The sequence below is a fragment of the Desulfitibacter sp. BRH_c19 genome (assembly GCA_001515945.1).
Taxonomy (GTDB): Bacteria; Bacillota; DSM-16504; order Desulfitibacterales; family Desulfitibacteraceae; genus Desulfitibacter.
The window spans coordinates 132,854-156,371 of record LOER01000034.1; the positions used below are offsets into that span (position 1 = coordinate 132,854).

Here is a 23,518-nt window from a genome sequence, read left to right on the forward strand (position 1 = left end):
GGACCTCCTTTTAAAAACCTATTACACCTGGATTCATTATTGCATTGGGATCTAAAGCCTTCTTAATAGTTTTTGACATGCTCCAATATCCAGTTTCTTTCATTTCTTCTTTCAAAAAGGGTGCCCATTGTCTTCCTTTTGAATATGGTGCTCCACCCAAAATCAAACTTTTGCTCATCATTTCCTTCATAGCAGAATAGATTTTATTTAGTTCTTCTTTATCAGATGGATTATGAAATAAAAGTGCTACAACCTCTGCTCCAGTCGGCCCAGGAAACACCTGCTGCACATATTTTGTCACTCCATGCTTATCAATGAGTTCTCGCATTTCATTAATACCGAGTTCAATCTTTGAGTAAGGTAAAAAGAAGTTTACAACACCTGCAATACCATCTACAAATTCTAAACCAGTATTATACCAGCGATTCTCCCAAAACTTTAGTGGTTCATCGGAACCTAGATGTTTTACATCCGGATATTTATTGATGATTTTTCTAACTTCTTCTTTTTTAGCTTCCACTTCTTTTTCGAAGCCTTCAATGTTAATATCAAATACTATTTCATTTGAATTGATAAAAGGTGCCGAAATAAAACATGTAAGATTGTGAATTGCAATTTCTCTAAAAATAGATACAGCATCTTTCAAGCTCCTTACTGAAAATCTTTCAAGATATATCTCTTCAGGATAAGGATACATTCTCAAGGTTGCCTCTGTAACTATGCCATAAACACCTTCAGCCCCAATAAAAAGTCCGGTTAAATCTGGACCTAAAGCATATCGAAAAAAGACTTCAGAATGTGGATTAGCTGCTGTTGCAGTATTAACAACGTCTCCCATTGGAAGCACAGCTTTAACTCCTAAAACTTGATCTCCCTGGCTTACATATTTTACATTTCCCCAGCCTACTCCTGGTCGCGAGAGATGGGCACCAACCGTTCCAGCCAATGCGCCTGAAGGAGCAATGCCAATTTTCCAGCCTTTTTTTTCTAAGGCAGCCATTAACTTGCCAAAGGTGATTCCAGCCTCAACCTTGACTATGCTGTTATCCTCATCTATATTAAGTATTCGATCCATACGAAGAGTTTCTATGACTATTCCACCTTCTACTGCCAGACAACCACCCTCTTGAGCCGAACCTCCGCCCCTAGGAGAAATAGGGATTTTATATTCATTTGCAAGCTTAACGATATTTGATATTTCTTCAGTAGTACCGGGTCTTACAACTGCTAGAGGTACAACTGAAGGTGAAACAGAAAAATCATTTGTATAAGTATGAAGAATGAATTCTTCAGTTGTTACATTATTATCTCCAACAATTGCTTTCAGTTTATCTAGAAGCATATTAATATCCACTTATTCACACTCTCCCTTATGTTTAAGCCATAGATTATGCAGTGAACATTATTTTACGCATATTGCTTACAAGTTCTCCTGGATTATCTGACTGCCACACTCTTCGGCCTATTGCTACCCCTGAAGCTCCAGCCTGCATAAGTTCCTTGACCATATTTATAGTTCCATCAGCGCCATTTTGGTTAGCTCCTCCGGCCACAACGATTGGTAAGCCTACTGAGTCAACTATTTGCCTAAAAGCTTCTGGATCGCCACAATAGTTTGTCTTTATTATATCTGCGCCAAGTTCCATTCCCAATCTTGATACATGGGCTATTGCTTCTGCATCAAAAAACTTATCACTTGAAGGCATCATTTCAGCTAATACTGGCATCTGATATTCATAACTCTTTTCAATCAATTCGCTCATCCATCTCATAATACTGCATTCGCCACTTCTTCCAAAGAAAATAGAAACTGCAACAGCATCTGCATCTAATCGAAGAGCTGTTTTAAGTGTGGCAGCTGGGGTTTCTTGAAACGCTTCCTCACTAGGTCCTGCTACGATACTAACCCTTAAAACAATACCAACTTCTGGCTTTACTATATGTCCAACTTGGTTTAGGAAACCTGGAGTAACGAGCAAAGCATTTGCCCCTCCATCTAGAACCTGCCCCACAATTTCCTTCGGTTTATTAATTCCTTTAATTGGACCCAACCAAGGAGCATGATCTAGAGGAACCATTAGACAACGTTTTTCAGGACCTCTAAATAATCTTTCCATTCTTCGCTTCTTCCCACTCATGTGAAGCACTCCCTTCTTTTTTGAAAACTCATTAATATATTTATTTCTAAAAAATTTAGTTTAAACTAGATGCAAATTTGGAAAACTTGAGATAATTACTATAGACCTTTTCATAAGCTAATTTATTTTGTTTACTATGATTTACTATTTCTGGTTTATTAAAAGTAGACATCAGGTTGTTCTCAAAATTACCTAATCCTAGATTTTCTTTGGATAAAGCAAACAATACTCTTGTAACTGTTTCCTGCCCAGCGTACACAAATACGTCCTTTTGGCATACATCAGCAATAATCTGCAACAAACCAGGAGTTCTAATGCCACCAGCTGCTAGTGCTAGTTCTTTTACAATAACACCAGATTCTTCGTAAAGATCCAGCAAGTGTTTTAGACTATAAGCTATCCCCTCTAAGACTGCCCTAGCTAAATGTCTTTTGTCATGGGACAACTTTAAACCATAAAACCCTCCTCGTATATCATCACTCCAATAGGGACTTCTTTCTCCTGTTAGATATGGGATAAAACATACACCATCTGATCCTGGTTCAATTTCCAAAGCTTCATGAATCCACTCATTAAATTCTATTTTATTTTCTAGACCTGACAATATATTTTCATAAAACCACATTATTGCTGCGCCAGTAGTTGAGGATACTCCACCAAACAAATGATAATTTTCCATATTAAGTTTGTATAAAGCGTCATTAGGAACACTTATAATCTTACTTGATTCAATAGTAGTAAATATCATTGAAGAACTGCCTAGAGAACATACAACTCTACCTTGCTTTGGTGGTGCACCGCCAATTAAAGCCGCCATATCACCCATACCTATTACAACCTTTATACTTTCACTAAACCCTAGCTCATCCGCTATATGCTTATGTATTGTTCCGCCATCATGGCTTGCTGGTTGTATTGTTGGCATTGCTTTAGGTTTAAGCCCAACTGCAGCTATCCTATCAATAGCCCATGTATTCTTCTCCCAATCATATAGTCCTGAACCATAAGCTTCAGTTCTATCTGTATAATATTGTCCAGTCATCTTCCAGCGTAAAAAGTCCTTAGGCCAAATTATTTTACTAATTCTTTCAGTAATATCGTTTCTGTTCTTATATATCCATAAAAGTTTCGATATTGTATAGGTGCTATTTAACTGATATAACGGAATTTGAAACATACTCTGAAGCTCTTCTGTTTCTTTTATAGCCCTTCTATCAAGCCATAGTATGGATGGGCATATAACATTGTCTTTTCTGTCCAGGAGAACGGCAGAATGCATTTGCCCAGTAAAAGCTATTGATTGTATCTGATCTAAACTTATTCCTGATTTTCTTAAAGACGTCATTGCCTTTTTAAAAGCTTCCCACCATACTTCTGGATCTATTTCAGCCCAACCAGTCTTACAAGTTTCATAGGAATATTTCTCATTTACAATACTTATTATCTGGCCATCTATTGAATATAAGACAGCTTTTAAAGATGAAGTACCGACATCTATTCCTAAAATGCTGGGGGCTATATTGCTCACCCTTCTTCCCCTCCTACTTCAAACATCACCTTCAGCCCTTGACATTTAGCTACTATATCTAAACCTTCTTGAAGCTTATTTAAAGGCAAGAGATGAGAGATTAAAGGTTCCACTTTTATAGTTCCGTCTTCAATCATTTTAAGTGCTTTATAAAAATCTGTAGATGTACTATCAGCAGAACCCAATATATTTAACTCCTTGTAATGAATTAAATTAGGATCGATACTTATTGGATCTACAGGATAAATCCCTGCAAAAATATTCAAACGTCCTCCAATTGCTAAAGCTTTAGCAGTTTCGGAAACTAATGGTGATGAAGGTACTGCAACAACAGCTGCATCTGCTCCCTTACCATCCGTTAATTCCTCTATAGCTGCCACCATATCGTGCTGGGAACTGTTAACAATAGCATCTGCGCCCAGTTTCTTAGCTAAGTCAAGACGTTCTTGGATTAAATCTACTGCAATAACCCGAGCCCCATATGCTTTAGCTACTTGTGCATGAAGCTGACCGATGGGTCCAACACCCACTACTACTTCTGTTTCTCCAGGTTTTAATCTTAGTACTGTTTGACCTCTAAAAACTGTAGCCAAAGGTTCAGTAAAAGCAGCAGCTTTTAAACTAACACCAGGCTTAATGGGATGAATGTTTTTTCTTGGAAAAGCAGCATATTCTGCATAACCTCCAGGCAGAAATGTAGGGTTAAGGCACTTATTTTCTCTTTCATTCCTACAGTTTTTACAAACACCACATTTGACTATGAAATCACCAACAACAGGAGTTCCTATCTCTAAGTCCTTTACATCTGAACCAACTTCAGTAACTATACCGGCGATTTCGTGACCGAGAATGCGTGGTAATGGAACATTCTTTTTGCCCAAGTAAACCCTAAGATCCCAAGGACAAATTCCTGAATAAGCGATTTTTACAAGAACATCTTTAGGGCCTATCTGATATACAGGCTTTTCACGCATTTCAATTACTCCTGGTTCAACACACCACATAGAATTCATGATCTTAGCCATATATTGCCTCCTCAATCTTTATTTGTGCGGTAATTTAGTCCATACTTACATACTGGTTAGTGGTTGACCGTACTGAATACTTAAAACGGTCTGCCCTATTATATACATAGCTATATTCTATTGGACAACCATCTCCATCATAAGAAATTCCTTCAACAAGTAAAAGTGGATTGCCCTGAAGTATTTTCAAAACCCTTGCTTGATGGCTATTTGCTGCAATAGCTTGAACTGTATCTTCTGTCTCCTTAATAATAATTCCCTTTTGAAACAATAGTGCCCATAAAGATACTTCCTTTTCTAGCTCCCCTGGATGCAAATATATTTCCTGAGGAAGGTTTAAATGCGAAGTACTATAAGCTACGGGTTCATCGTCAATAGTCCTTAAACGTTCAATAACCCATATTTTCTTGCCTTCTTCAATGCCTAAAGCTTCAGCGATTTGTCCTACAGCAGACTCAAACCTTAGTTCCAAAAGTTTTGACCCGGGCTTACGTCCACTTAAACTAACTTCCTCGGAAAAGCTTCTACGGCTGTTAGTGCCACGGCTAAGCTTAGGTTGTGAAACAAAAGTACCTACACCCTGACGGCGTTGTAAGTAACCTTCCTGTACCATTTCTTGAATAGCAGCCCGCACAGTTATTCTACTAACCTGAAATTTTTCGCATAGTTCCTTCTCAGTCATGATAATCTCGCCAGGCTTAAGTTCTCCATGATTTATTTGTTTTAAAAGTATCTGTTTTACTTGATAATACAGTGGTTCTGGAGCATTTCGATCGATTTTAAACACACTCATCTTTTTTACACTACATCCTTTTTATTAAATTTTATCCAAAATACTATATGGGTTAAGACCCTCATTTCTATAAGTGGGCACTATACTTTTCCATATTCCAATTCTTTTTGGCTTCACCCATTGCAATAATATTTTCGGTATTTAAATAATTTGCTAGAGAGTTGCTGCTAGAGAGAATATAATTGCCTCCTTTGCCTATCACAGTCATTAATGATCTAACATCTTTTTTAACCCTATCTTTATTTCCCGTGCATAAGAGGTTTAAATCTACATTACCCACAAGCGTTATTTTTTGCCCTAAAGTTTTTTTCAAAGCGTAAATATCCATTACATCAGGTTGAATAGGATGAATCGCATTCATTCCTAAACCCAACAAGTCATCAATGACTGGCAAAATATTGCCGTCACTATGATAGATCCAAGGTTTTTCGATTTTATCAGTAATTCTCTTAAAATATGGCATGATTAACTCTCTAAACTGCTTGGGTGAAATAAAGGTACCACTATTATAGGCTATGTCTTCTCCAACCCATATGAAATCTATTTCTGGTAGTGAACTATAGATACTTGTAATCTTCATATAGTATTGTGTATATCTTTCCAACATGTCCTTGATAAGATCTAAGTCATCGTACAGCTTATAGCAAAAGTTTTCGAAGCCAAGATCAATCATTACAGGATCAAGGCATAATAAGTGAGCAACAAATAGTGCCAGTCCAGAATCTCCTATTGCCTCCTTTGCTTCCTTTACCTGCCTGATTATGGCTTCTTCATCTATTTCATTAGGCATATTAAAGAACTTATCTAAGTCCCCCCTTTCTTTTATTAGTGGCTGAAAACCTAGAACTCCATTCTTTTCTAATAATTTATTTCCAAACCTATCCCAGTGAGCCATACCTACAGCATCCTGACCTACAAATTTTGCATACTCAACTCTTTCTGTCCAGCCCACATTTTTTACGTTAAACGTTTTTGCAATAAGTTCATCCCTGGTTTCTATCTCAATCCAAGGTATGGGGCCTTCTTTTCCAAGAAGGGCATTAAGAACTATATCTCTTGATTTCACTATTGACACCCCTGTGTAATAAGTTATCGGTTTTACTAACATTATTACATTATATTGTTATAACATTTGAGCTGTTTGTAATAGTCAACGTTTCTATAACCACTGCTTGAGTTGCCTGGCAGCTAAAGCAGCATGCCGAGAGTATGCGTCAGCTCCGATTTGAGCAGCGAAGCCTTCTGAAACAGCTGCTCCACCAATTATAACCTTAAGATCTTCCCTTAGACCAGCACTCTTTAGTGCATCAATTACAACTTGCATTTCTACCATTGTAGTAGTAATTAATGATGACATTCCTAAAAAATTTGGTTTATACTCTCTTATAGCTTTCACAAAATCTTCCTCGTGAACATCCACGCCCAAATCTATAACTCTAAAACCACTAACATCCAAAATCATTTCTACCATATTCTTGCCAATATCATGCAAATCCCCTTTTACCGTTCCTAATACAATAGTAGCTTTTTTGGTTGATGGACCTTCTGTTAATCCTTTTGATGCAAGCTTCATAGCATCTTTCACGACATAGGAAGCCAGCAACATATCTGGTACAAAACATTCTCCCGATTCGAACTTATCTCCTACGATATTTATTCCTGGTATTAGTCCTTGATTAATTATGTCCAATCCTGAAGCTCCACCATTGAGAGATTTTTGAACTAATTCAAGGGTCTTACCCTTTTTCCCATTTGCAACAGAATTTTGTATTTCTTCATAATACATGATTATCTTCCCCTCTATTCTTTGGAGTTTTAATAGTCACTTTGCTGAAATTTCCTTAATACCCAAATACATCTAAAGCACAGGAAAGGTTAGTTTCTAATGTTTCTAGAGGTATTTCTTCAGAGTGTTCAATAATCAAACCCTTTTTGCTTCCCCATTCTTCTAAGATGGAGCTAAATCCATTCCGAACATCTTTTGGCTCAGCCCAATTCAAATGTGGAGGGCAGTTTACAAATAGCATTTTATCAGGCCAAATTTCTTTAGCTTCAGTTATAGAAAGATCACCGAGTGGAGGAACCGTAAAAGATTCGACTACATTAAATGGTGCATTTACGACTTCTTTCTTTATATGTCCAAACCGGCCATCCATATGTACGCCAAGTATCTTGCCGGTACCTTTCAAAGAATTACTGTAGATTTCATAATAAGGAATACAATACTCTTTATAATAAGCAGGGGAAATAACATCCGAGATATGATCTACTATTTCTACAAACTTAGCTGGGCATCCAGCAACTATTTCTGCTATTCGCTCATGCAACTTTCTTTGTATATCCAAAAACTCAATAAAATCATCAGGCTTTTCAGCAAAGTCCATAATGGTTCTCTCAGTTGATGCGAGTTCCACAAAGGATCTTTGAAATGGAGTCTTTTCTACTACTGCGAAAGTCATGCCATTATCACCTAGCTCATCTTCTTCTAGTTCAAAAGGCTCATAATTAGGTGCAAGCTTATCTAGACTAGCTCTGAATATATAATTCATTACACGCCAATCAGATGGTTCTTTTACTAAATTCTCTTCTGTAGCACATGCCCCAAAGTCAAGCTTATTGAATCTAAGCAGTTCAGTAAGACTGCCCACAGGAGTATCAAAAGTGTTTCTACATTTGGCAGTACCCTTTTCAACGAAAAATTTCTGAGTAAAATCTATCCCCTCAATTTGCGGATTCATGTTGTGTGGATGTATAAAGAATGGTTTGTAGGGTGAAACCCAACGTATAATTCCCAATCCCCTTTCCATTAGACGACGACTCCAACCTCCTTGCGAGCCTTTTCTTAACCAATCTGCAGCTACAACTGGGATTTTATCTGGCTCCTCACCCATAAGAGTAGCCATAATTCTTTCTCTTGGCTTCATGTTTGTACCCCCTATAATCTGCTTTAATTATAAACCGATACTCTCTATACTTAAGTAGTTGTTATAACATTATATCATTTAATTAAAGTTTAACAGAATAGTTAGTTAAATTCAATAGTTATTTTTAAAAGATTTAGAATATTTTTATGACATTATATATTTAGGGTTATAATTTGTTATCTCCACCCCTGGAGAAAGGTATTCCATTATAACGGGGAGTTGTTGAGGGACCAACGATAAAAAGAGCTATAATTGTGAGAAAGTACGGCAGAGCCAGAAATATCTGATAAGGAATATTGGAACCAATTACTTGCATCTTTAGTTGAAATGCATTTGCCATACCAAACAAAAAAGTCCCAAGCAAAACTCCAAGTGGCGTAAATCCTCCAAAAACGATTGCAGCTAAGGCAACATACCCTCTACCCGCAGTCATCCCGTCCTGGAAGTAATGCAATACTCCTATCGTTAAGGCGGCACCACCTAGGGCTCCGAAAATGCCACTAATAAGAAGACCTGCATATCTCGTCTTTACTACGCTGACTCCTAGCGAATCTGCAGCAAACGGGTTCTCTCCTACCGCTTTGATTTTTAAACCTATAGACGTATATTTAAAAATAATAATCGTAATAAAAACAAATCCGACCGCAATATAGGATAAGATAGTCTGATTGTTCACTATCGGTCCGATGTAAGGTGTATCACTTAGATAAGGTAGAACTATTTTGGGAAGCCCCGGTGCTTTTTTATATCCCGCTTCCACTTCAAAAAACAGTCTGAAGATTGTGCTCGTTAAACCTAATGCCAATATATTAATTGCAACACCATAGACAACCTGGGAACATTTCAGGGTTACTAAAAAAACTGCATTAATAAAACCTATAATCAATCCAAAAACAATAGCTGCTATTAAACCGATATATACGTTACCGGAAAAAAATGCAAAATGATACGCAAAATATGCCCCTATAATCATTGAAGCTTCGATTCCTAAATTCAAAACACCGCTTTTTTCAGCATATAAGTCTCCAATGGCTGCAAGAAGTATAGGAATTGTTAATAATATCCCTGAGATAATCAAACTTTCCATGACGTCGTAACACCTCTTCCTTATTCTTAGTACGCTCTTAAAAACTCTAGAATAATGAAATTTGAAATTTAATAAATGAATTACAACTCAAAATTTTTTCAAGATTATAAGAAAATTCCTAAATACATTACTGGACAAATTTATCCTAATTACCCTGATTAAGTAATTTAACATTCTTTGTTTTTTTGAAGTTTACTCACTCTTTTGTGTTTCTCCCCTAAATATTTCTGGAGTCCATTCATCCCAATAGAGGCAAGAATGGCTAAAGCCATAATGACTTGGACTATAGAAACAGGTATGCCCATAGCAACTTGCATAGAACTAGCCCCTCTTAATAGCGCTCCGTAGAAAAATGCTACCAAAAGTGTACCAAGTGGACTTAACCCTCCAAGTAAGGCAATTGGAATGGCATTGTAACCATAGTTAACCAAAAACCTTTCTGTCAATCTATGTTGTATCCCTAAAATTTCTACACTTCCTGCCAGAGAAGCCATTGCTCCACTTAATATCATCGTCAGTATAATAATTTTTGTAGTATCTATACCCGCGAAAATGGCGGCATCTTTATTGCATCCAACTGCTTTAATTTCATATCCAAATGTTCTGTGTTTAAGAATGTAGTGAATAATCAAAGCAAGAATTAAAAGCAAAACAATTCCATAATGAACTGTTGTTTCAGGTATTCGGGGAATTTGTGCTGATACTAAAATCCTTTGACTCCATGGTATTCCCTGATCAGGTACTTTTAAAAAAGTACTTAGACTGGCTCCTAAAATATAGATGGCGATGAAATTCATAAAAATTGAAATAATGATTTCATTAAACCCCCTTGTTGCCTTTAGATAACCAGGAATAAACGCCCAAAAAGCTCCGGCTGCACAACCAGCTAACAATGCTAGAGGTAGGTGAATAAAAACCGGTAGATTTGCAAAGGATACTCCTACCCATGTAGCAAAAAGTGCCCCAATATAGAGTTGCCCTTCTACTCCAATATTAAAGAGACCTGCTCTGAATGCTAGTGTTACGGCAAGTCCCGCAAATGCAAGAGCAATAAATCTTTGGGTGGTGGCGAAAAAACCATGTATTGACCCAAATGCACCAATGAATATTTCTATATATACTTGGATTGGATTAACTCCGATAAAGGCAATAATTATTCCCGCACCTATCATACCTAGAGCAATTGAAAGCACTGGAAATAAGACAGTATAAATCCCTTTATTCTTAAAAAAATCTAAAAATTTCAAGAACCGGTACCTCCTTCAATATTCTCAATTGCTGTAGTTTGAATATTTCCAGCCATGAGGGCCCCTATTTCACCGATATTCGCTGAAGAAGAATTAAATGTTCCTACAATTCTGCCGTTATACATGACAATTATTCTGTCACTCATATCAATTATTTCATCAAGTTCTGTGGACACATACAACACAGCGGTACCCATCTCTTTTTGTTTTATTATACATTTTTGCACAAATTTTGCAGCTGAAACATCCAGTCCCCTTGTAGGCTGTGTCGCTATCAGCACATCTGGCTGAAAAGCCAATTCTCTAGCAAGGATAAGCTTTTGTTGATTCCCCCCAGAAAGATTTTCAGCTGGTACATCTACGCTGGGTGTAATAACATTAAATTCTTTAACCTTATTTTCCGCATATGATAGATTGTAACTATGGTTCAATTTACCTTGAGTTGAATAAGGCTCCTCGTAATACCTGCTTAACAACAGATTGTCTTTTACTGAAAAGCTAAGTATTAACCCGTATCTATGTCGATCTTCCGGAATATATCTTACTTTGTTCTTCTGCATTTCCCTGGAGTTGTGTTTCACAATCTTCTTGTCTCCGATAGTAATATTCCCACCATCAAGCTTTCTGATTCCTGCTAAAGCTTCTGTTAATTCATTCTGCCCGTTTCCAGATACCCCGGCAATACCTAAAATCTCTCCTTTATATATATCAAACGAGACATCTCTTACAACGTCCAATCCTCTATTATCCTTCACCAACAGATTTTTAACTCTCAAGGCAGGGACTTGCTCAGAGGGCCTTTGGGAAGAATTCTTTAGTTTTAAATCTATAATCTCTCCAACCATTTTCGAAGCAAGTTCTTTTTTATCCTTAATATCCTTTCTTTCATAAGTTCCTACATTTTTACCTGCTCGCATAACAGTAATACGATGAGATATGTCTAATATTTCTTCTAATTTGTGGGTTATCAGAACAACTGAGTTACCCTGCTTGACATACTGTTTAATAAATTCAAATAGTTTCTTGGTCTCTGAGGGGGTTAATACCGCAGTCGGTTCATCCAAAATTAATAGACTGCTTTCCCTGTAAAGCACCTTTAAAATCTCTACACTTTGCTGTGACCCTACAGAAAGGTTTCTTATTTCCTGATCAAGATCTAATCCTATCTGATACTTACTCATAAGCTTTTTTAGTTCCAATGAAACATTCTTTTTATCTAAGAAAGGTGCCTTGGCAGATTTCAACCCAAGCATAATATTTTCTAATACTGTCATATTATGAACGAGCATGAAATGTTGATGTACCATTCCAATACCCTTTTTAATTGATTCATTGACGCTATGAACAGTAAATTTTTGACCCTCATAGAAGATTTCCCCATCATCCAGCGGATAAATTCCATATATACAATTCATCATTGTTGTTTTTCCGGCACCATTTTCTCCGAGAATACAGTGTACTTCTCCTTTATTCAAGTCAAAATTTACAGAATCATTGGCTATAACATTTCCAAATGACTTCTTAAGTCCTACCACTTCCAGTTTTTTCATTTGGCAACAACCTCCTTTTAAAAAAGAAGAAGGATTAGTCTTTTGCTAAAAGACCCCCACTTTTCAACTAAAGACATATTATTGTAATTTGCTGCATTGTAGTATTGTAGTATTTGTTGGTTATGCCTAATTTTTCTATGCTTTATTACTGAGATTATTTAGTTTTGTGAATCTTCTAAAAGGAAGAAGGGCCATGCCTTCTTCCTTTTAGAGTTATTTGAGATTAATCCCAGCCTGGCACATCAATATTGACTGCGATACTTCCATCTTCAACGCTTGCTTGTTCTTCTATGCATCTGTTAATCAAATCCTGAGGAACAGCATTTCCAAACTCCCCAAATCCAATCGCCTCGGCTTCAAGACCGATCTTCATAGATTCTCCAGGAGAATATTCACCTGCAAGAACTCTTTCAATTACATTATATAAAACTACGTCATTTCTGATAACGAGACTTGACAAAATAACATCAGGATCAAGATGTGCTTCATCCCCAGTCCAACCTACCACATATATGCCTCTTTCTGCAGCTAATGCAGCAACAGCTCCGGTTGCCCCATCGATATTATTAAGGATAATGTCAACTCCATCATCCGCTAATGAGGAGGCTCCTTCTCTTGCTAAACTAATATCGGACCAGTCACCTGTATATACTACACTCAACTCTATTTCTGGATCTATTGTTTCTAACACGGACCTTAAGTTTCCAAGTTCAGTTTGCATCTGGGGGGAGTCAACCGCTGCTACACATCCTATTTTTTTTGTTTTTGTCATTTCTCCCATTAATACTCCCGCAAGATGTCCGTTGATTCCATAAGTTGTTCTGGCCGTTGCAAGGTTTGGTCCGGATAGTGGAACATTAAGACCGATAAACATAATTTCAGGAAAGTCTTCTGAAATTGTTTGCAGGGCATCACTAAATGTATACCCATTTGCAATAATCAAATCATAATCGTTGTATGCATAATCAAGCATTACATCTGAAATCTCTTCAGTTGCAATTTGTTCAGTATAGCTTCCTTCTATTTCAAAATCATCTATTGCTTTCATCAAACCTTCATATGGAAGTTGATTCCAGCCACCATCAGCAATATTTCCATCAAGAAGTAGAGCTACTCTGAAAGTACCATCTTCTTCAGCTACATCATTCCCACAAGCAGAAAACAAAATGGTACTAAACAAAACCGCAACTATAACTATAAAAATCCTACTACTTTTCATCAATTTTACTTCCTCCCATTTCAAAATAAAAACCTGGGTAGAACCCTCTCCTAACAGAACTATCTCATCATAAATGTTCATGATATGACTTCTTTCTTCTCTTCATCCCCCCTTACATAGTTTTTCTACTGGGGTCATAGAGCATATGAAAGTGTATATGCGCTTCAATTACAAGGAAGTCTTGTAATTGTTAAACATTAATGTTAAGGTGTTCATTTTCAGGAAGATTGATTAATGTCCTGATTTTAGAAATTCATAAAGTCATATGTTAACGTGTTCATTTTGTCAGTAAGTTATAAATCTGCTTAATCTCTTTTCTACATTTCTATAAAATAGTGTAATTTCCTTCTAATATTATGTAAGTTTTCATAAGATTGCCATAATAGAATTGTTATGTATTTTTTCTCTATTTCAATAATTTAACAAGAAAATCGTAGGATAATGCAACCTGATATATATGTCCGTTTTCACAACTAATCATTAAGTATTTAAATAATCTCCCATCATCTGCGCTAGGCACTATGGGACTAACATAATACGGTTTGTTATGTATAAATAAAGTCTCTTTAATTTGAGGGTCAATCTCAAAAAGCTTTAGCCCGATTATTGTCTCTTTACTAGAATACTGAAAAACTCCATTTGTATCTGATATACTTACTTGATCAACACCTAAGCTGTCAGCTAAATCCTGCAAATTAGCAATGGATAATTTTTCTAGTGAAATGTCTGATTGAAAGTATTTTCTTAATTCTAAAACCTTTGTATACATTAGTCTATCCATCACCATGGAAGCAATAACTTGCTTTGTTTTTTCCGCCAAACCAGAAAGGACATCTACTGCTTCGTTAATTTCTTCCAAAGAAGAATTTTGTTCCTGTGATGCAGCGGCGACTTCTTCAGTTGAGTTGCTCGTTTCTAGGGCTAAGGCTTGTGTTTGTGTCATTATTTCTAGTACTTTTCCACTAGTTCTATTAGTATTCTCCATCAAATCCCTTATTAGGCTTATTTTTTCTTCTGTATTCTTAACTGATAAAATAATATTTTCTAATGCTCCTCCAGTACTTTGCATAACAACAACACCTTCTTTAACAAACTTTGTTAGTTCATTAAAGACATTAATAACTAAACCAATTTCCTGCTGTATTTCACATATAATAACAGCTATTTCAAGAGAAGCTTTATTTGATTGTTCAGCAAGCTTTCTAACTTCATCAGCTACAACTGCAAACCCTCTTCCCTGTTCCCCAGCACGTGCAGCCTCTATTGCAGCATTCAAAGCAAGAAGATTTGTCCTTTCTGCTATGTTTCTAATTACCTCAGTTATATTACTGATCCTAAGCGACTTATCCTCCAACGAAACCACCTTTTGAACAGTTTGAGATACTTTTTCATTGATCTCATGCATTTTAACAAGGGCTTCCTCAGCAGCTTCTCCTCCCTGGGCAGCTGCATTAGTTGAGGTGTTTGCAGCAGCAAATGCTTCAGAAGCAGATCGTGAAGTCTCCTCTACATTTTCAGCAATCTGCTTTGTAAAGTATAGAGTTTTATTAACAGATTCTAATTGAGAGGAATTCTTTTCGGCAATAAATAGGTTTTTGGAGGCAATTTCCTCAGATGCTCTACCACCTTCCATAGAACCAGCTTTTATTTCTTGAACATTTCTTGCTATCTGTACAGAGTTTTGTAAATTAAAAAATAACAATTCTTTTAAGCTTTTTGATAGCTCAAACAATGAATCATTTACTGCTTCATAGCCTTTATCTTGATCTTGATAATCCAGAATTAAATTTCCATTTGCCAATTCAGAGATTTTAGACGCAATGCTGTTAGTATCATTTTTTTTAGAAAATAAGTGTAACCCTGCCGTAACTAGACCTGTATTTATAACACCTATGATAATAAATCCACTCCATCCAGTTACGTTAAAGAGCATAGAAATAATCACAGCAATAATATATCCTAATGCCACAGTAAGAACTGTTTGCATTGATACACCCCCTTTTATTCTAACCCCATTATATTCTCGCAAAGCACAAATACTAAGAAGCAAATTATAAATTTTGCTTCTTAGTATCCATTTAGTTAGCTTTTATGTTGGCAAATCCCCTATCATATCTTCCAAATCTAGTTCTTCTAATTTATCTACTGTTGGGATACCGTTAATATCCCATCCTCTAACACAATAATACTCGTCAAGCATTTCCTGAAGCTTTATTGTTAAGTCCTTCTTCATTACTTCTTTTCTTTCTAAAGTAATGCCATCTTCAGAAACCATCTTATGAACTGAAATTCCTTCTTTTAAAAATCTTTTTGGAAGCTGATCTGCTTTTCGATCTAAACCTAAACGAACATTATACATTCTTTCCAAATTAACTACGCGCTCTCCAGCTTTCATTAGCTCATCTGGAGTATATTTCTGCCCTAAAGCTGAAAGCCCTTCACTAATGTCTTCTGGATACAAACAGTAGTTTTCTGTAGTAGAGAATTTACAGATTCCTACACTGTCACTAATTGCATTAAAGGCTTCAGTAAACTTTAACATCCTTCCCTTATGCTTTTCCATACCTATATCCATTATTTCAGGAAATATATCACTAAAGTATTTTTTTGCTACCTCAACATGCCCAGCAAGATCAATGGTGGGGAGAGCATATAGATGATCGGCTCCTCTATTTGCAACTGCATGAGCTAAACCAAAACCTTTAACAATTCTAGGTTCTTGCCTTGGCATCTCCATTCCCTTTACATGCATTGCCAAGTCCTCTGCACCACCGCCTATTTCCTCTGATGCTCTTTTTACACCTTCTGCGAGGAGATTTCCAATACCTCTTCTGTACGAAATCATTCTTATAAGTTCCATGATTTCTTTTTCATTGCCCCACTCTAGTGTTAGGCTTTCATTCGTTAACAGGCCCCTTTCTCTACATTCCATTGCAAAAGCTATTACTACTCCAGTAGAGATAGTATCTATCCCCATCTCATTGCATAATAAATTCCCATAAATTACTGATTCTATGTTTCTATTGCCTAGCAGGGGACCTAAAGCATTAATTGTCTCATATTCTGGTCCTTCAGTTTCACAAGCAAAGTCCCCATGACTCACTCTAGAGTATCTTGAGCATCTAATAGGACAAGCAAAACAAGCCATATTTTTTTGGACATATTCTTTTAAGGCTTTTGCATTTACGCCCAAGTTCCCTTCAAATTGAGCCTGTTGATGATTTCTTGTTGGCTGATCACCCACTACATTCTTGGGGTCCATTAATAGTGCTGTTCCCCATTCCCTAAGCCCTGCCGATCCAGGATGGTCTTTTACTTGTTTCATACACTTAAGTGCAACCTTTTTGAATTCAGGGGGTATCGAAACCTTTTGTTTACCCTTTACAACAACAGCCTTGAGATTTTTTGAACCCATTACAGCACCTAAACCGCATCGTGCTGCCGCTCTCCCATAGTCATTTATTACAGAAGAAATTTTTACTAGATTCTCTCCTGCTGGACCAATACAGGCTACCTTGGAACCTTCAAATCTCTCTCTAAGTGCCTTTTCAACCACAGATGTTGTCATACCCCAATATCTATCGCCATTAATAAATTCTATTTTATCATCTTCTATCCATACAACTGTGGGGTTCTCTGCCTTACCTGTAAATACAACAGCATCATACCCAGCTTTCCGCATTTCTGGTCCAAAATGCCCAGAAGAATTGGCATATCCATAAATTCCGGTCAGGGGGGACTTTGCAGTCACAGTATACCTGGCTGAACTTGGCCACGGAGTACCAGTTAAAGGACCAGGAGAAAAGATCAAAAAGTTTTCTGGACTTAATGGTTCTATTTTTGGTCCCACATTATCATATAATATTTTAGCAGCATAACCCCGACTACCAATAAATCGATGTAACTCTTTACTTGGAGTTTCCTCTAATCTATATGTTCTATCTGTCAGGTTAATATATGCAGTTATCCCAATTATTTCACCCCTCATCAAAACTTTAAACCCTTTGTTATCATAATCATTCTTTTGCTTTTGCTGCTACCTCTTCGATTGCCTCTACAACCTGTTCATACCCAGTACATCTGCAAAGGTTCCCAGAAATTGCAACCTTGATATCTTCTCTTGAAGGGTTGGAATTCTCATCCAAGCATGCTTTTGCACTCATTAATAATCCAGGGGTGCAGAAACCACACTGTATTGCATTATGTCTAATAAAAGCCTCCTGCAATGGGTGTAATGTTTCTTCTTGAGCTAGGCCTTCAATTGTTAAAACACTCTTGCCTTCCATTGAAGCAGCAAGTGTTAGGCAGGAATTGACAGTATTACCATCAACTATTACAGTACATGCACCACACTCCCCAATTCCACACCCCTCTTTTGTGCCAGTGAGACCTAATTCTTCACGCAACAAGTCAATTAACCTAGTATAAGGTTTAACTTCTGCCATAACCTCTTTATTATTCACTATGAGTTTTATAATAATTTTTTCCACCTAGCACACCCCCAATGCTTTTTTTAAGCACCTCTTTGTCAAGGCTTCAATTACAGGCTTTTTGTACTCAGTAGACCAACGGATCCCCGATCTTTTAAGCATTTCCTCTGAGACTTTTTTGCCTGCTTCATCGATTAAATCTAATTCAGGTTTATTTCCTAATAGAATTTCTTCGGCTGCTGTAACTCGTCCTGGATTGGGCAGAACCGACCCTGGAGATATCCTTACCTCACTCACTTTTCCTTCATCATCTAATGTAACACAGACAGCAATGTTAATTCTAGCTATAGCAAGTGCTTTTCTACGACCTACTTTTAGAAAAGCTGTTTTGCTATTTGCAGGAAGTTTTTTGAATGAAATTTCCACTAATATCTCGTCTGCTGCAATATTTGTTGAATATGGTTTTTCAAATATGCTTACTAGTGAAACAACTCGAGTTCCCCTAGTGCTTAATAGCTTTACCTGTGCATCTAAAGCAACGAGGGGGGGAATAGGGTCAGCTGCTGGAGATGCATTACAAACACTACCACCTATGGTACCTGTATGACGGATTTGGGGAGAACCAACAGTATTAACTGCTTCAGCAAGGAAATATGCTTCTTCATGAATTAAAGAAGATTTGGATATTTTGTCATGCGTAGTTAACGCACCTATCCGAATAACATCATTGTCCTCAAGAATATAATCTAATTCCTTCAAGAAGCTGATGTCTATTAAGTATTCTAGTCCAATGTATTTTGAATCATCACCACGGAGTTGAACAAGCAAGTCCGTTCCGCCGGCAATAACTCTTGATTGTTTATTGTATTCTTCTAATAATTGACAAGTTTCCTTTAAAGAATCTGGTCTTTTATATCCATACCTAATCATTGTTTAGCACCTCCTGCTTTTAAGTCCTTACCTAAAAGAACCTTCTCAAGATTAGCAGGTAAATTACGAACTCTCTTCCCAGTTGCATTATATACTGCATTTGCAATTGCAGCACCTACTGCCTCTGTTGCAGGCTCACCTAAACTTTTTGCCCCATAAGTACCTTCTGTATCATCACATTCAAAGAGGATTGCTTCCATCTCAGGAACATCCAATGCTGTTGGGATTAAATAGGTGTCAAGGTTCAGGGTAGAAACTTGCCCTTGTTTTGATTCTACTTCTTCCATAATAGCAAACCCCATCCCCATAGCTATTCCACCAAATATCTGTCCCTTAGCTAACGCGGGATTTATAGTAGTTCCAACGTCATGGCAGGATACAACCTTCAGAATGTCCACATAACCAGTTTCTGTATCAACCTCTACTTCAGCAACAACACATCCATAAGAATAGGTAGGAAAAGCATCCCCCTGCCCAGTTTTATGGTTGTAATTTAATTCTTTTGGTTGGTGCCACACAAATACCGACATTTGTCTGCCAGTCCACAGCTGGGTATTGCAAACATCACTAAAAAAGACTTTCTTTTCAGAATTATTTTTGTTATAAAAAATTCCTTCATCTAATTCAACTTCTTCAGTTGATAGTGATAGCATTTCTGCAGCAGTCTTCTTCAATATCTCTTTTAACTGTTCAGAAGCAATTTTCATCGCTTGGCTTCCCATTACAGTACCTCTTGAAGCAACTGACATACCACAGTCCGCCATTGAGTGGGTATCAACACCGATGAATTGAATTTTGTCGAGAGGAATTCTTAGTGATTCTGCCACAATTTGAGAATAAGCAGTTTTTAATCCCTGGCCATTCTCTACTAGACCACTATTTATTATTACTGTCCCATCCTCTAATGCTGTAACAGTAGCCCCAGCTGCGTCAACAGCCTCTGCCCCAAACCCACATCCTCTATAACAAATTGCCATTCCAATACCTTTTTCTTTTGGACCTTTTTCACTATTATATATCATTCTTTTTTCAGCAAACTGTGTTTTTTCCATAATAGTATCTATTATTTCATGTATCGTAACAGGCTGAACCATTTTCTGGCCAGTAGCCGTTATGGATCCAGTTTTAAGAGCATTTATCCTTCTAAACTCTACAGGATCAATACCCAACTCCTCGGCAAGCTCTTCTACAACCTGTTCCTGTGCAAAAATAACTTGTGGAGAACTATAACCTCTCATTGCACCTGAATGAACATTATTAGTATATACACCATATACATCTACTTTTACATTTGGAATCTCATAAACACCTGCAGAATGAACAGCTGCTCTAAAATTCATGTACTGTGTTTGGTTTGTATAAGCTCCAATGTTATCAACTAACTCAGCCTCTAAAGCTTTTATTTTTCCTTCATTGGTAGCACCAATCTTATACCTAAGCCTAAATGGATGACGTTTTGAACTTTCTAGAATGGATTCTTCTCTTGTAAGTACAATTTTTACAGGGCGTCCTGTTTTTTTTGCAAGAAAGGAAGCCCTAGCAGATATCAACCCTACACCTTCCTCTTTTCCCCCAAAAGTTCCACCTAAGGTCTGCTGTATAATTCTTACTTTGTGAACACCGCACTGAAGAATATCAGCTATATATCGTCTAGTAAAATATGGGTTTTGCGATGAAGAGTAAACAGTCATAGAACTATCTAAAGGATTAGGAACTGCTACACAAGCTTCTGGTTCAATATAAGCGTGCTCAATATATTGGGTTCTGTATTCTCTTTCAATAATCACATCACATTCAGAGAAGCTTTTGACTACATCACCTTTTCTAATAGGAAAACAGGAATCCAAAAAAATATTATCTGGAGCATTTTCATGTATTACAGGGGCGCCCTCTTGTAACGCTTCCTCAATAGTATACACTCCCGGAAGTTCTTCATATTCTACTTCAATAGCCTTGATCGCATCCTCTACTGCTTCACGTGTTTCTGCTGCTACGATTGCTACAACGTCACCCACGTACCTTGCCCGATCTGTTATATACATATAGTTGGCCCAACTCTTTGTTTTGGGTAGATCTTCATGGGTCAAAACCTCACATACACCTGGAATGCTTTTGGCTTTTGTAGTGTCTATTTTAATAACTTTCGCATGACTTAATCCTGCCCTCAGCATTCCTGCATATAACATATTAGGGAAAACAAGATCTGCTGCGTATTTAGATCTACCAAGAGCTTTGTCAACGCCATCTACCCTTGGCAAAGGCTTATTAATATATGCAAACTTTTTTTCACCAATTATTGGCATATCTTCACCTCCATGTAGTTAGAAGTATTTAAAGTGCCTATATTTAAAATTAAGTGGGGGTTTGGTTCCCCCACTTACAAAGGCTACTCTTAATCATATAGAAATTTAAAGAGGTTAACTAACGTAGATGTTAAGATACAACTCCATCCGATGGCATTGGTACTCCAAGGTCCTCAGCATATTTTCTCATTTTTAAATACATATCTAAGTATTCTTTTGATGGTTCTAGTGTCTGTACATTAAAGCATTCAGGGAAGCTCTTGCCTTTTGGAGGGTTACGAAGTTCATTTTCAAACTTTGGTAACACTTCCTTAATGATTTCATTAGCTTTTTCTGCACTTAATCCAGAAGCACCTTTAAATACTGCTGAAGTATACCACGCTTCAAAAGGAGTTAAATGGTTCTTATATTTTCCACCGCCTGATCTTGGACCAATTGTAAATTCCAGGCCAGAAACGGAAGCTGCTACAAAACCAGCTAAACTCTCATAGAAAAACATTTCTGTGCAAGGTCCAGAAACCTGGTTGATTGTTTTAAGCATAACTATGTTAGTATTTCTAGAAGTAGCTTGTGATGCAATGGTTTGTGACCATAGTGCATGACGTCCACAGTTTCCTGCGTACCTTAAATCGTAAGTTGGAGCTCCCGACATATGTGCAAAGTGTACAGGAGACTGCAGTAAATCCGTTGCAATAGAACCTACTGCACAGCCTTCTGGACCTCCAGTATAGCCACCTATCATTGTTGGTGAACCAGACTCTACATATCCCCCAAACTCAAGGGTTTGAACTACTTTATGCAGTGTCGGGTAATTAGTTTTTAATGCCGAAGGTATTAAACATAAAGAAATTTGTGGCTTGTTAAAAATACCAAAAGCTGCTAAATTTCCATACTCCGTGCTGCTACTAGCTATAAGCATATTGCCAATGCCAACTCTTCCAGCTCTCCATTGAGCTTCCTTTCTTAAACGAGCTTCATAAAATCCAGCAAATGTTTCGTATGGGCTGTTAGCTAATAAAGGTGATCCCATTACAGTATCAAGTGAGGGCCCTTCATGAATATCAATTAACCTACTGCTTAGTATTCCTTGAGCAACTGGTACATAGTATTCTTCGTTCATTTGAATTGATAGGGGTCCTCCATATTTTGGGGGATTGCCGTCACTCGGAGTTCTAGTAGCGATTGTACATTTTTCATCCCCTTCTCCTACTGTCAAATAGGATGGAACATTTTTGAGACTTACTAATAATTCTTCTTCGCTTACTTTTATAATTGTCTCAGTATCAGTACATAACAAACCAAGTCTTGTAGCTGCTTCAAAGCCCGCTTGATAAAATCTGTCTGCTAATTCCATATCTGTATTAACTGGGTTGTTTATATCACATGTTTTCTCTAACTTGTATTTTTTCACTATTTCCGCTATTGTCTTTGGAACTATTTCATAATCCCATTGTTTTTCCGTACATCTTTCACCAATTCTTGCCTTATCTAACGTTTTAATTGCTTTAGCAGAACTTGTCATTTTGTCACCTCCAAATTTTAATCACCAATTATAGTTTCTGAAACCTTATCAAGCTTCATCAATTCTTTAAGTGTCTTAACTGCACCAACTGCTGTTCTAGCATACGCATCCACACCGATGGTTTTCGCCCAATTAGGATCAATGGGTCCCCCACCAACTATTACCTTAAACTTTGATTTTAAATTTTCTTTTTCTAATCTGTTAGCTAAATCTTCCATGTAATAAGCTGATGTGGTTAATAAAGATGACATTGCAATTATATCTGCTTCATGTTGAGTTGCCAATTCAATGAACTTATTAGTGCTAACATCCACACCTAGATCAACAACATTAAAACCGTTAACTGATAATGTTGTTCCCACAAGGTTTTTCCCTATATCGTGAAGATCTCCCTTACAAGTTCCAATTACTACCTTGCCAGTAAAGGCACTCTTTTCATTTTTCATATAAGGAGCAAGCTTATCAATTAATACCTTCATTGTTTCTCCGCCTATCATTAATTCAGGCAAAAATGCCTCTAACTCTTCAAATGCCACACCAAGTCTATCCAGTCCTGCTACTCCACCTTTTTGAATTGCATCAATTGGATTAATATTATTTGCAATTACCTCTTCCGCCAACTTTTCAATCTCATCCTTGTTGCCATATCTAACAGCATCAGAAATTTTCAATAATAAGTTTGACAATGTAATTCACTCCTTCTATTATTATTTTCTAATCAATTTATAACCATCAATAACGACCATATCTCACCTCCATGTGTTAACGTGTTCATTTTTCTTTGCAATTAATTCTATGCAAAATACATAAAAATAAATGAAC

General features: G+C 37.0%; 19 protein-coding genes. All 19 read right to left on the reverse strand.

Annotation, left to right across the window (positions count from 1 at the left end):
• Positions 1-10: 10 nt before the first annotated feature.
• The gene (locus APF76_06370; protein ID KUO50086.1) at positions 11-1,354 is read right to left on the reverse strand and encodes a hypothetical protein; all 1,344 of its coding nucleotides are present in this window, start codon (positions 1,352-1,354) and stop codon (positions 11-13) included.
• A gap of 34 nt (positions 1,355-1,388) precedes the next feature.
• On the reverse strand, positions 1,389-2,138 hold the full coding sequence (locus tag APF76_06375) for a hypothetical protein (protein ID KUO50087.1): 750 nt from the start codon (positions 2,136-2,138) through the stop codon (positions 1,389-1,391).
• A gap of 55 nt (positions 2,139-2,193) precedes the next feature.
• A complete protein-coding gene (locus tag APF76_06380) occupies positions 2,194-3,666 on the reverse strand; it encodes a hypothetical protein (GenBank protein KUO50088.1) in 1,473 nt (490 codons plus the stop codon).
• Positions 3,663-4,691, reverse strand: a complete 1,029-nt coding sequence (locus tag APF76_06385; protein ID KUO50089.1) for a hypothetical protein — start codon at positions 4,689-4,691, stop codon at positions 3,663-3,665. Before APF76_06385 ends, APF76_06380 begins: the two co-directional genes overlap by 4 nt.
• Positions 4,692-4,725: 34 nt before the next feature.
• Positions 4,726-5,484 (reverse strand): hypothetical protein, encoded by a 759-nt coding sequence (locus APF76_06390; protein KUO50090.1) that lies wholly within the window; start codon positions 5,482-5,484, stop codon positions 4,726-4,728.
• 67 nt (positions 5,485-5,551) lie between these two features.
• Positions 5,552-6,550, reverse strand: coding sequence for a hypothetical protein (locus tag APF76_06395; protein ID KUO50091.1), 999 nt, complete (start codon positions 6,548-6,550; stop codon positions 5,552-5,554).
• Positions 6,551-6,643: 93 nt separating this feature from the next.
• Entirely contained in the window at positions 6,644-7,270 is a 627-nt protein-coding gene (locus APF76_06400; GenBank protein ID KUO50092.1) for a hypothetical protein, read from the reverse strand.
• Positions 7,271-7,325: 55 nt separating this feature from the next.
• Positions 7,326-8,408: a hypothetical protein gene (locus APF76_06405; protein ID KUO50093.1), complete on the reverse strand. Its 1,083-nt coding sequence runs from the start codon at positions 8,406-8,408 to the stop codon at positions 7,326-7,328.
• Positions 8,409-8,574: 166 nt separating this feature from the next.
• Complete coding sequence (locus APF76_06410; protein KUO50094.1) at positions 8,575-9,495, reverse strand: hypothetical protein; 921 nt, start codon at positions 9,493-9,495, stop codon at positions 8,575-8,577.
• 167 nt (positions 9,496-9,662) lie between these two features.
• Positions 9,663-10,742 (reverse strand): hypothetical protein, encoded by a 1,080-nt coding sequence (locus APF76_06415; GenBank protein ID KUO50095.1) that lies wholly within the window; start codon positions 10,740-10,742, stop codon positions 9,663-9,665.
• Positions 10,739-12,292, reverse strand: a complete 1,554-nt coding sequence (locus APF76_06420; protein KUO50096.1) for a hypothetical protein — start codon at positions 12,290-12,292, stop codon at positions 10,739-10,741. Before APF76_06420 ends, APF76_06415 begins: the two co-directional genes overlap by 4 nt.
• Positions 12,293-12,515: 223 nt before the next feature.
• On the reverse strand, positions 12,516-13,592 hold the full coding sequence (locus tag APF76_06425; GenBank protein ID KUO50097.1) for a hypothetical protein: 1,077 nt from the start codon (positions 13,590-13,592) through the stop codon (positions 12,516-12,518).
• 325 nt (positions 13,593-13,917) lie between these two features.
• Complete coding sequence (locus APF76_06430) at positions 13,918-15,498, reverse strand: hypothetical protein (GenBank protein KUO50098.1); 1,581 nt, start codon at positions 15,496-15,498, stop codon at positions 13,918-13,920.
• Between the two features lie 102 nt (positions 15,499-15,600).
• A complete protein-coding gene (locus APF76_06435) occupies positions 15,601-17,499 on the reverse strand; it encodes a hypothetical protein (protein KUO50099.1) in 1,899 nt (632 codons plus the stop codon).
• A 28-nt stretch (positions 17,500-17,527) separates the two neighbouring features.
• Positions 17,528-18,001: a (2Fe-2S)-binding protein gene (locus APF76_06440; protein KUO50100.1), complete on the reverse strand. Its 474-nt coding sequence runs from the start codon at positions 17,999-18,001 to the stop codon at positions 17,528-17,530.
• Positions 18,002-18,871 (reverse strand): hypothetical protein, encoded by an 870-nt coding sequence (locus tag APF76_06445; protein ID KUO50101.1) that lies wholly within the window; start codon positions 18,869-18,871, stop codon positions 18,002-18,004.
• Complete coding sequence (locus APF76_06450) at positions 18,868-21,174, reverse strand: hypothetical protein (GenBank protein ID KUO50102.1); 2,307 nt, start codon at positions 21,172-21,174, stop codon at positions 18,868-18,870. Before APF76_06450 ends, APF76_06445 begins: the two co-directional genes overlap by 4 nt.
• 130 nt (positions 21,175-21,304) lie before the next feature.
• Complete coding sequence (locus APF76_06455) at positions 21,305-22,696, reverse strand: hypothetical protein (protein KUO50103.1); 1,392 nt, start codon at positions 22,694-22,696, stop codon at positions 21,305-21,307.
• Positions 22,697-22,713: 17 nt separating this feature from the next.
• Positions 22,714-23,382, reverse strand: a complete 669-nt coding sequence (locus tag APF76_06460) for a hypothetical protein (GenBank protein KUO50104.1) — start codon at positions 23,380-23,382, stop codon at positions 22,714-22,716.
• Between the last annotated feature and the right edge of the window lie 136 nt (positions 23,383-23,518).